An 11,903-nucleotide genomic window follows, 5' to 3' on the forward strand; every position below is an offset into this window, starting at 1 on the left:
CTAGATAATGTCATCATCAAACTTGTTAGTTAAGTCCTCGACCGATTAGTATCAGTCAGCTCCACGTGTCACCACGCTTCCACCTCTGACCTATCAACCTGATCGTCTCTCAGGGGTCTTACTAGCTTAACGCTATGGGAAATCTCATCTTGAGGGGGGCTTCATGCTTAGATGCTTTCAGCACTTATCCCTTCCACACATAGCTACCCAGCCATGCTCTTGGCAGAACAACTGGTACACCAGCGGTGTGTCCATCCCGGTCCTCTCGTACTAAGGACAGCTCCTCTCAAATTTCCTGCGCCCACGACGGATAGGGACCGAACTGTCTCACGACGTTCTGAACCCAGCTCGCGTACCGCTTTAATGGGCGAACAGCCCAACCCTTGGGACCGACTACAGCCCCAGGATGCGATGAGCCGACATCGAGGTGCCAAACCTCCCCGTCGATGTGGACTCTTGGGGGAGATAAGCCTGTTATCCCCGGGGTAGCTTTTATCCGTTGAGCGATGGCCCTTCCATGCGGAACCACCGGATCACTAAGCCCGACTTTCGTCCCTGCTCGACTTGTAGGTCTCGCAGTCAAGCTCCCTTATGCCTTTACACTCTTCGAATGATTTCCAACCATTCTGAGGGAACCTTTGGGCGCCTCCGTTACTCTTTAGGAGGCGACCGCCCCAGTCAAACTGCCCACCTGACACTGTCTCCGAGCCGGATCACGGCTCTAGGTTAGAATTTCAATACAGCCAGGGTAGTATCCCACCGACGCCTCCACCGAAGCTAGCGCTCCGGCTTCTCAGGCTCCTACCTATCCTGTACAAGCTGTACCAAAATTCAATATCAAGCTGCAGTAAAGCTCCACGGGGTCTTTCCGTCCTGTCGCGGGTAACCTGCATCTTCACAGGTACTATAATTTCACCGAGTCTATGGTTGAGACAGTGCCCAAATCGTTACGCCTTTCGTGCGGGTCGGAACTTACCCGACAAGGAATTTCGCTACCTTAGGACCGTTATAGTTACGGCCGCCGTTTACTGGGGCTTCAATTCAGAGCTTCTCCCGTAAGGGATAACCCCTCCTCTTAACCTTCCAGCACCGGGCAGGCGTCAGCCCCTATACTTCGCCTTGCGGCTTCGCAGAGACCTGTGTTTTTGCTAAACAGTCGCTTGGGCCTTTTCACTGCGGCTCTCCCGGGCATACACCCAAAAGAGCACCCCTTCTCCCGAAGTTACGGGGTCATTTTGCCGAGTTCCTTAACCATAGTTCTCTCGCTCACCTTAGGATTCTCTCCTCGCCTACCTGTGTCGGTTTGCGGTACAGGCACCTATTTCCTCGCTAGAAGCTTTTCTTGGCAGCGTAGAATCAGGAACTTCGGTACTATATTTCCCTCGCCATCACAACTCAGCCTTATGATGTGCGGATTTGCCTACACATCAGCCTAATTGCTTGGACGCGCATATCCAGCAGCGCGCTTACCCTATCTTTCTGCGTCCCTCCATTGCTCAAACGGAAATGAGGTGGTACAGGAATATCAACCTGTTGTCCATCGCCTACGCCTGTCGGCCTCGGCTTAGGTCCTGACTAACCCTGGGAGGACGAGCCTTCCCCAGGAAACCTTAGGCATACGGTGGACGGGATTCTCACCCGTCTTTCGCTACTCATACCGGCATTCTCACTTCTAAGCGCTCCACCAGTCCTTACGATCTAGCTTCAACGCCCTTAGAACGCTCCCCTACCACTGATACCATACGGTATCAATCCGCAGCTTCGGTGATACGTTTAGCCCCGTTACATTTTCGGCGCAGAGTCACTCGACCAGTGAGCTATTACGCACTCTTTAAATGGTGGCTGCTTCTAAGCCAACATCCTGGTTGTCTAAGCAACTCCACATCCTTTTCCACTTAACGTATACTTTGGGACCTTAGCTGGCGGTCTGGGCTGTTTCCCTCTTGACCACGGATCTTATCACTCGTAGTCTGACTCCTATGGATAAGTCATTGGCATTCGGAGTTTGACTGAATTCGGTAACCCGTTGGGGGCCCCTAGTCCAATCAGTGCTCTACCTCCAAGACTCTAACACATAAGGCTAGCCCTAAAGCTATTTCGGGGAGAACCAGCTATCTCCGAGTTCGATTGGAATTTCTCCGCTACCCACACCTCATCCCCGCACTTTTCAACGTGCGTGGGTTCGGACCTCCATTCAGTGTTACCTGAACTTCATCCTGGACATGGGTAGATCACTCGGTTTCGGGTCTACGACCACGTACTATATCGCCCTATTCAGACTCGCTTTCGCTGCGGCTCCGTCTCTTCAACTTAACCTTGCACGGGATCGTAACTCGCCGGTTCATTCTACAAAAGGCACGCCATCACTCGTTAACGAGCTCTGACTATTTGTAAGCACACGGTTTCAGGTTCTCTTTCACTCCCCTTCCGGGGTGCTTTTCACCTTTCCCTCACGGTACTGGTTCACTATCGGTCACTAGGTAGTATTTAGCCTTGGGAGATGGTCCTCCCAGATTCCGACGGAATTTCACGTGTTCCGCCGTACTCAGGATCCACTCAAGAGGGAACGAGGTTTCAACTACAGGGTTTTTACCTTCTTTGACGGACCTTTCCAGGTCGCTTCATTTACCCCGTTCCTTTGTAACTCCGTATAGAGTGTCCTACAACCCCAAGAGGCAAGCCTCTTGGTTTGGGCTATCTTCCGTTTCGCTCGCCGCTACTCAGGAAATCGCTATTGCTTTCTATTCCTCCAGGTACTTAGATGTTTCAGTTCCCTGGGTCTGTCCTCAGTACCCTATGTATTCAGGTAAAGATACTACTCCATTACGAGTAGTGGGTTTCCCCATTCGGAAATCTCCGGATCAAAGCTTACTTACAGCTCCCCGAAGCATATCGGTGTTAGTCCCGTCCTTCATCGACTCCTAGTGCCAAGGCATCCACCGTGCGCCCTTTCTAACTTAACTAATTTTAAAACTAATTGAATTAAACTTACGCAGTTTAATGAATGACATTATCTAGTTTTCAAGGTACAAAGTTGAGAGTGAACTCTCAAAACTAAACAAAACAATGAAGAAACATTTTCATACATGAACCATCGGTTCATGATGTCTCCATAGAAAGGAGGTGATCCAGCCGCACCTTCCGATACGGCTACCTTGTTACGACTTCACCCCAATCATCTGTCCCACCTTAGGCGGCTGGCCCCTAAAAGGTTACCCCACCGACTTCGGGTGTTACAAACTCTCGTGGTGTGACGGGCGGTGTGTACAAGGCCCGGGAACGTATTCACCGCGGCATGCTGATCCGCGATTACTAGTGATTCCGGCTTCATGTAGGCGAGTTGCAGCCTACAATCCGAACTGAGAATAGTTTTATGGGATTAGCTCCACCTCGCGGTCTTGCAACCCTTTGTACTATCCATTGTAGCACGTGTGTAGCCCAGGTCATAAGGGGCATGATGATTTGACGTCATCCCCACCTTCCTCCGGTTTGTCACCGGCAGTCACCTTAGAGTGCCCAACTAAATGCTGGCAACTAAGATCAAGGGTTGCGCTCGTTGCGGGACTTAACCCAACATCTCACGACACGAGCTGACGACAACCATGCACCACCTGTCACTCTGTCCCCGAAGGGAAAGCCCTATCTCTAGGGTTGTCAGAGGATGTCAAGACCTGGTAAGGTTCTTCGCGTTGCTTCGAATTAAACCACATGCTCCACCACTTGTGCGGGCCCCCGTCAATTCCTTTGAGTTTCAGTCTTGCGACCGTACTCCCCAGGCGGAGTGCTTAATGCGTTAACTTCAGCACTAAAGGGCGGAAACCCTCTAACACTTAGCACTCATCGTTTACAGCGTGGACTACCAGGGTATCTAATCCTGTTTGCTCCCCACGCTTTCGCGCCTCAGCGTCAGTTACAGACCAGAAAGTCGCCTTCGCCACTGGTGTTCCTCCAAATCTCTACGCATTTCACCGCTACACTTGGAATTCCACTTTCCTCTTCTGCACTCAAGTTTCCCAGTTTCCAATGACCCTCCCCGGTTGAGCCGGGGGCTTTCACATCAGACTTAAGAAACCGCCTGCGCGCGCTTTACGCCCAATAATTCCGGACAACGCTTGCCACCTACGTATTACCGCGGCTGCTGGCACGTAGTTAGCCGTGGCTTTCTGGTTAGGTACCGTCAAGGTGCCAGCTTATTCAACTAGCACTTATTCTTCCCTAACAACAGAGCTTTACGACCCGAAGGCCTTCATCGCTCACGCGGCGTTGCTCCGTCAGACTTTCGTCCATTGCGGAAGATTCCCTACTGCTGCCTCCCGTAGGAGTCTGGGCCGTGTCTCAGTCCCAGTGTGGCCGATCACCCTCTCAGGTCGGCTACGCATCGTCGCCTTGGTGAGCCGTTACCTCACCAACTAGCTAATGCGCCGCAGGCCCATCTGTAAGTGATAGCCGAAGCCATCTTTCAATAAAGGAACAGGAGTTCCTTTATATCATCCGGTATTAGCTCCGGTTTCCCGAAGTTATCCCAGTCTTACAGGTAGGTTGCCCACGTGTTACTCACCCGTCCGCCGCTAACTAACGGGAGCAAGCTCCCATTAGTCCGCTCGACTTGCATGTATTAGGCACGCCGCCAGCGTTCGTCCTGAGCCAGGATCAAACTCTCCATAAAAGTTAAGTTTAAATCTTGTATTGCTCAAAAAACTAATAATTGACGTTTACTTCATGTTTTGTTTAGTTTTCAAAGTTCACTTTTCCGCTTCAGAAGCGACTTTTAAATCATAACATTTAAAGCTTGTTTTAGTCAACAACTTTTTAAATGTTTTTTGATTTTTATTTCGTTTGTTTTCCCTCGTTTGGGACAACATAGAATAATATATCAGCTATTTAGATTAATTACAATACTAAAATAAAAGAACTATTATTCAGAATCTTCCATTTAACAGACCCCTTTATTAACAATAGTGACTGTATTCACTTTAATATATCTAGGATGCTTCTTTATGAAGCATCCTTTGATTCTTATGCTAACGTTGCATTCTTCTTTAATTTTCCAATTGGTTTTACTGCTTCTACTAATGCTCGATCTAACTCTGTAGTGTATTTTGCTTTTTGTTCCTTACTCCACTCTAGCTTTATTGACATAAATTCAATAACTGAGTCTTTCCATTCATATACCCAATGAATATTGAAGAACAATGCACCAGTACGACGTATAAAAAAGTCGACTGGTTTTACAACCATCTCAAAGTCTATTGCATATAAAAGCGGTAAGAAGACATCTATAGGTAAATTATATTGATTAGCCACCACTCTGTATTGACTTGCTAACTGAAATAATGTGTCAACATTGGAACCATAAAATTTTGTAAAACGTTCTGCTAGATTTTCTGACAAACCATACTTGATTCCTTCTTTGGTTTTTTCAGAAATATATTTAGAAAATTGTGATGCTCCACCTACATGTCCACCAGAGATAGGCATATGTTTTGTCTTACTTTTTATATAGTTAGAATTGTATCCTTCCTTTTTTAGTAATCCAGTTACATAGTCGATTACCGTTTCGGCCATTTTTCGATACCCCGTTAACTTTCCACCAGCAATTGTTATTAAGCCAGAATTTGAAGTCCAAATTTCATCTTTGCGTGAAATTTCGGATGCACTTTTCCCTTCTTCATATATTAACGGACGTACCCCTGCCCAACTTGATTCTATATCCTTTTTCGAGATATTTATTGTTGGAAACATGTAGTTGATTGCATTGATAATATAGTTACAGTCTTCATTAGTCATTTGTGGTTTCGCAGCATCTTCTTTATAAAATGTATCTGTTGTACCAACATATGTCTTTCCATCTCGAGGAATCGCAAATACCATACGTCCGTCTGGCGTATCAAAATAGATTGCTTGACCGAGCGGGAAACGGCTATGATCAATAACTAAGTGAACACCTTTGGATAGCTGTAATACCTTACCTCTCTTTGATTGATCCATTTCACGTAGTGAGTCAACCCACGGCCCCGCTGCATTTACAATTTTTTTACCGTATACTTCATACACTTCACCATCCAATAAATCAAGGACAATTACACCGCATACTTTACCATCTTTATATAAGAAACCATCTACTTTAGCATAGTTCACTGCTTTAGCCCCATGAAAGATTGCTTCTTTCATTACCTCAATTGTTAGACGAGCATCATCTGTGCGGTACTCTACATAGTATCCGCCACCTTTCAACCCTTCTTGTTTTACAAGTGGCTCTTTTTCGATCGTTTGTTTACGATTAAACATTTTTCTGCGTTCATTTCTTTTTACACCAGCTAGGAAATCATAAATCCTTAATCCTATTGATGTACTAAATGCACCAAATGTACCACCTTTATGGAAAGGTAATAACATCCATTCTGGAGTTGTTACGTGGGGACCATTTTCGTAAACAATTGCACGTTCTTTCCCAACTTCTGCTACCATTTTTACTTCTAATTGTTTTAAGTATCGTAATCCGCCATGTACAAGTTTAGTTGAACGACTAGATGTACCTGCTGCAAAGTCTTGCATTTCAAATACAATTGTTGATAAACCACGTGTACTAGCATCTAAGGCAATACCAGCTCCAGTTATACCTCCACCGATAACGATTACATCTAATTCTCTTTTATTTACTGTTTTTAAGACATCTTTTCGTAATGCACCTGAAAATTTCATGGCTTTTCCTCCTTTAAATACGAAAAAAAGAGACCACAAACATCACTATAGAAATTCTTCTATAGCATGTTGTGGTCTCTCTAAATCTCCTACCGAAATATTAACTTGTTTCTATTTTAACACTATACTATGTTATTTGAAAGCTTTTGTTGCTTCGATTGCTTTTTTCCAACCACTGTATAGTTCTTCTCTTTTATCATCTTGCATTTCCGGTTTAAATCTCTTATCCATGTTCCATTGTTTTGAGATTGTTTCTTGATTTTCCCAATAACCAACAGCTAGGCCTGCTAAATAAGCTGCACCTAAAGCTGTTGTTTCATTTACTTCAGGACGTTCAACTGGGACATCTAATAGATCACTTTGGAATTGCATTAAGAAATTATTCTTAACTGCTCCACCGTCCACACGTAAAGTTTTTAGTTCAATACCCGAATCAGCTTCCATTGCACATAATACATCTTTGGTTTGATAAGCTAATGCTTCCAGTGTTGCACGAATAAAATGTTCCTTCGTTGTTCCACGAGTTAATCCAAAAACCGCTCCCCGTACTTCACTATCCCAGTAAGGAGTACCTAGACCAACAAATGCGGGTACAATATAAACTCCATCTGTAGATTCAACTCTAGTAGCATATTCCTCACTATTACTAGCATCTTTAAACATGCGCATTCCATCACGTAACCATTGAATAGCGGAACCTGCTACGAAAATACTTCCTTCTAAAGCATATTCAACTTTTCCATTTAGGCCCCATGCAATTGTTGTTAATAAGCCATGATTAGATTTTACCGCTTTTTCACCAGTATTCATTAACATAAAACAACCAGTACCATAAGTATTTTTCGCCATTCCTTCGCCAAAGCAAGCTTGACCAAATAACGCAGCTTGTTGGTCACCAGCTATCCCTGCAATAGGTACATTTTGACCAAAGAAATGGTAATCAACAGTATGACCATATACTTCAGAAGAAGATCGTACTTCTGGAAGCATACTTTTTGGTACCGTTAGCATTTCAAGTAGCTCATCATCCCAACTTAATTCATGAATGTTATACATTAATGTACGTGATGCATTTGAATAATCCGTAACATGTACATTGCCTCCAGATAATTTCCAAACAAGCCAAGTATCAATCGTTCCAAATAATAATTCATCACGTTCTGCTTTCTTTCTTGCACCTTCTACATTATCTAGAATCCACTTAACTTTTGTTCCAGAGAAATAGGCATCAATTAAAAGACCTGTTTTTTCACGAACAACCTCTCCATAGCCTTTCTCTTTTAGATCATCACATATCTCACTCGTTTGACGTGATTGCCACACGATTGCATTATAGATTGGTTTTCCAGTTGTTTTGTCCCACACAACGGTTGTTTCGCGTTGATTTGTAATACCTATACCTGCAATTTGCTCAGGTTTTACATCTGCTTCACTTAAACAAGTAGCAATGACAGCTAAAATTGATCCCCAAATTTCTTGCGCATTATGCTCAACCCACCCTGGCTTTGGAAAATGCTGTGTAAATTCTTTTTGTGCAACATGGACTATTTTGCCATTTTTATTAAATAGAATTGCACGAGAACTTGTTGTACCTTGATCTAAAGAAAGAATGTATTTATTCATAATCGTCCCATCTCCTCATTAAGCTACTACTTTTCTATTATTTGTATGACTTTGACTCTTTTTACTTGTTAAATAAGAAACTATCAAAATACCAACTGTTACAATTCCTACATAAATAATTGCAGAGTTATGCTTACCTTCAAAAATAATTTGATAGAATAATCCTGCAAGTGATCCTCCTAATGCTGGCCCAACAACTGGAATCCATGCGTATTTCCAATTTGAACCCCCTTTACCAGTAATAGGTAATAAAAAGTGTGCAATGCGAGGTCCTAAGTCACGAGCTGGATTAATTGCATAACCAGTCGTTCCGCCTAATGATAAACCAATGCTAACAATTAAGAAACCTACGATAAAAGGATTTAAACCATCTGCAAATTTATTTGAACCAATTGCTAAAATACCAAACACTAAGATGAACGTTCCAATCAATTCGCTTAAAAGATTTGCAAATGTATTAGGTATAGCAGGACCCGTTGCAAATACACCTAATTTTGTTCCTGGATCTTCTGTTTCTTTCCAATGAGGTAGGTAATGTAAATAAACAATTGCTGCTCCGATTATCGCACCAATCATTTGTGCTGCAATGTATTCGGGTACTTGACTCCATGGAAATGAGCCTTTAAAAGCTAATGCTAAAGTAACAGCTGGATTTAAATGCGCTCCACTAATACTTCCTACTGCATAAACAGATATTGCAACTGCTAGACCCCACCCTAGAGTTATTACAATCCAACCTGAATCCTTAGCAAATGATTTTTTTAAACTTACACCTGCACAAACTCCTCCACCTAAAACAATTAGCAAAGCAGTTCCAATTAATTCCCCTAAAAATGCTGACATAATTTCACTCCATCCACATTCAATTTAAGATTAAGTTTTCTCGTGAGCGAAAATAAATCGAATGGCCATTCTTTTTAATAATAACTCTGTTAATATAGAAAAGAAGTATTGAGACAATGAGTATGATATTAGTGCATACCAATTATTAACTGAGCCTAAAAACAAAAAGACCCACAATCAATCAGCTTCTATTAATAAATAGAAACAATTAATTGTGGATCTCTTCATTTCTCCGTCACGTTTATTAACTTGTCTTTTATGCTAACCTCAAATGAAAGCGGTGTCAACAATAATTTTCACATTTCTGCCATTATTTTAGGAATTTTTTCCATAAGTCTTTATCCGATGTTGTAATTGCAGTAGCACCAGCATTTAAAGCTGCATCCACATCTTCAACAGTTCTTATAAATCCACCAGCTAAAATAGGTATACCAGTTCTTTCTTTTACCTCTCCAATAACATTCGTAAGCGCTCCTGGTAACACTTCAATATAATCGGGCTTTGTTTTTTCTAATAACAAAAAACTTTTTTCCATTGCTCCGGAATCAATCAAAAAGATCCGTTGGATGGCAATAACCCCTTTTTGCTTAGCCTTTAAAATAACATTGGATTTTGTAGAAAGTAATCCATCTGGCTTGTATTCTTGACAAAGAAATTCCGCTGCATGCCCATCACTTTGTAAACCATGTATAAGGTCGACATGTAAAAATACTTTCTTTCCATGTTGCTTAGCTAGAGAAACTACACTTTTCAATTGACCGATATGAATATCAAGAATAACAATATATTTATACGAAGTAGTTAATAATTTTTCTATATCCTTTATTTTTCTAACCGCTGGTAGAATCTTTTGTTCATGAAAATCCATCAATATTACCCCTATAGAATTTTTTACTTTTATAGTACACAATATAAAAAAAAGAAAAAGCCTGTACAATAAAAGAATTTTCTTTGTACAGACTCTTTTTAACTTTTAAATCTACTCTCTGAAATACGCTAAGAATAATAGGAAGACTACAAACAATACGTACATTACTGGATGGATTTTTTTCGCTTTTCCAGCAGCAATCATCGAAATCGGATAGAAAATGAAACCAACTGCAATACCAGTTGCAATACTATAAGTTAATGGCATTGCAATAATTGTAAAGAATGCTGGAACAGCAATTTCGAACTTTTTCCAATCAATTTGTCCAATTGATGAAACCATTAATACTCCGACTACAATTAAAGCAGGTGAAGTTACCGCTGCAGTTACTACTCCTAAAAGTGGTGCGAAGAATAATGCTAATAAGAATAGAATACCTGTTACTACTGCTGAGAATCCAGTACGTCCACCAGCAGCTACACCAGCAGTTGACTCAATATAAGAAGTAGTAGTACTTGTACCTAAAGTTGAACCAACTACTACAGCAGTTGCATCAACCATTAATGCTTTACCAGCTCTTTCAAGCTTGTTTTCTTTTAATAATCCAGCTTGGTTAGCTACAGCTACTAATGTTCCAGTTGCATCAAAGAAATCTACAATAAAGAAAGTTAATACTACAGCAAACATTTTACCTGAAGAGAAAACATCTGGAATATGTTTAATTGCTTGACCGAATGTTGGAGCAATACTTGGTACTGGGCCAACAACTGAAGATGGTAAGTCGATAATTCCAAAAATCATACCTGCGATTGCAGTGATGATCATTCCTAAAAATACACCGGCTTTTATTTTTCTAGCCATTAACACTACAGTAATAACTAAACCAAAAATCGTTAATAAAACAGCAGGTTCATTTAATTTACCAAGTGATACGAATGTCGCAGGGTTACTTACGATAATACCTGAGTTTTTTAAACCAACAAATGTAATAAAGAATCCAATACCGCTACCAATTGCTAATTTTAATTCAATTGGAATTGCATTTATAATTTGTTCACGAAGACCAGTTAATGAAAGAATGATAAAAATGATACCTGATACAAATACGCCAGCTAATGCCGTTTGCCATGGAATACCCATTCCAAGAACTACGTTAAAAGCAAAGAATGCATTTAATCCCATACCTGGTGCTAAAGCAATTGGATATTTCGCATAAATACCCATTAAAATCGATCCATATGCTGCAGCTAAAGATGTAGCTACAAAGATTGCCTCTTTATTCATTCTTATTGCTTCTGGGAAATCCTTTATATCTGATAATGATAAAATCGATGGATTTACAAATAGAATATATGCCATTGCTAAGAATGTAGTTAAACCAGCAATTGTTTCTTGACGATATGATGTGCCTAACTTGTTGAACTCAAAATAATTACTGATACGTTCCTTCATGTGATCCTCCTAAGTTTTAGTCTTAAAAGTCGGTCTCTATTGTTTAAATAGAAAAGGCACTTTTACACAATGGTAAAAGCGCCTATCACGAGCAGTTTCATTCTGAACATATTAACCCAAGAATAGTAGAATAATAGCAAAATAGTAGGTTAATAACTTTCAGAAATCATTACTTCGTAGTCCGCCATTTTACGGTGGCGGGTAGAGACGCTAGTCCATATTTACTAGCCTATACGACAAGTTATGACAAATAATTTATTTAATTTACCTCTTTATATTACAATCAGTTTTGGCTAGTGTCAACAAAAAAACGAACGTTTTTTTATAAAACATTCGTTTTCGTTCGTTTTTACCATATTTTAGTTGTTCAATTAGACTTCATCATTTGGAAAAACACATTTTAGTCAAATAAAAC

At 41.2% G+C, this 11,903-nt stretch carries 5 protein-coding genes, 2 rRNA genes and 1 riboswitch; all 7 genes read right to left on the reverse strand.

Annotated features, from left to right (window positions below):
* Positions 1 to 25: 25 nt before the first annotated feature.
* The 7 genes from V5E38_RS19780 to V5E38_RS19810 all read right to left on the reverse strand — a co-directional run bounded on the left by V5E38_RS19780 (position 26) and on the right by V5E38_RS19810 (position 11,476).
* Positions 26 to 2,963, reverse strand: a 23S ribosomal RNA gene (locus tag V5E38_RS19780).
* 153 nt (positions 2,964 to 3,116) lie between these two features.
* Positions 3,117 to 4,666, reverse strand: a 16S ribosomal RNA gene (locus V5E38_RS19785).
* Together the 16S and 23S rRNA genes form the textbook arrangement of a ribosomal RNA operon.
* Positions 4,667 to 5,016: 350 nt before the next feature.
* Positions 5,017 to 6,702: a glycerol-3-phosphate dehydrogenase/oxidase gene (locus V5E38_RS19790; protein WP_499211255.1), complete on the reverse strand. Its 1,686-nt coding sequence runs from the start codon at positions 6,700 to 6,702 to the stop codon at positions 5,017 to 5,019.
* Positions 6,703 to 6,834: 132 nt separating this feature from the next.
* Positions 6,835 to 8,325, reverse strand: a complete 1,491-nt coding sequence (gene glpK, locus V5E38_RS19795; protein WP_499211256.1) for a glycerol kinase — start codon at positions 8,323 to 8,325, stop codon at positions 6,835 to 6,837.
* An 18-nt stretch (positions 8,326 to 8,343) separates the two neighbouring features.
* Positions 8,344 to 9,168 carry an MIP/aquaporin family protein gene (locus V5E38_RS19800; protein WP_499211257.1) on the reverse strand — a complete coding sequence of 275 codons (825 nt, stop codon included), beginning with the start codon at positions 9,166 to 9,168 and terminating at the stop codon, positions 8,344 to 8,346.
* A 310-nt stretch (positions 9,169 to 9,478) separates the two neighbouring features.
* Positions 9,479 to 10,036, reverse strand: coding sequence for a glycerol-3-phosphate responsive antiterminator (locus V5E38_RS19805; protein WP_499211258.1), 558 nt, complete (start codon positions 10,034 to 10,036; stop codon positions 9,479 to 9,481).
* 111 nt (positions 10,037 to 10,147) lie between these two features.
* Positions 10,148 to 11,476 (reverse strand): NCS2 family permease, encoded by a 1,329-nt coding sequence (locus V5E38_RS19810; protein ID WP_499213612.1) that lies wholly within the window; start codon positions 11,474 to 11,476, stop codon positions 10,148 to 10,150.
* A 169-nt stretch (positions 11,477 to 11,645) separates the two neighbouring features.
* Positions 11,646 to 11,745: riboswitch (purine riboswitch) on the reverse strand.
* Positions 11,746 to 11,903: the final 158 nt, after the last annotated feature.

Source organism: Rossellomorea sp. GAMAL-10_SWC (assembly GCF_049568075.1).
Classification (GTDB): domain Bacteria; phylum Bacillota; class Bacilli; order Bacillales; family Bacillaceae_G; genus Gottfriedia.

Excerpts from the sequence above, each read along its gene's own strand:
- V5E38_RS19790 (WP_499211255.1), bottom strand. The coding sequence starts at position 6,702 with ATGAAATTTTCAGGTGCATTACGAAAAGATGTCTTAAAAACAGTAAAT.
- glpK (WP_499211256.1), bottom strand. The coding sequence starts at position 8,325 with ATGAATAAATACATTCTTTCTTTAGATCAAGGTACAACAAGTTCTCGT.
- V5E38_RS19800 (WP_499211257.1), bottom strand. The coding sequence starts at position 9,168 with ATGTCAGCATTTTTAGGGGAATTAATTGGAACTGCTTTGCTAATTGTT.
- V5E38_RS19805 (WP_499211258.1), bottom strand. The coding sequence starts at position 10,036 with ATGGATTTTCATGAACAAAAGATTCTACCAGCGGTTAGAAAAATAAAG.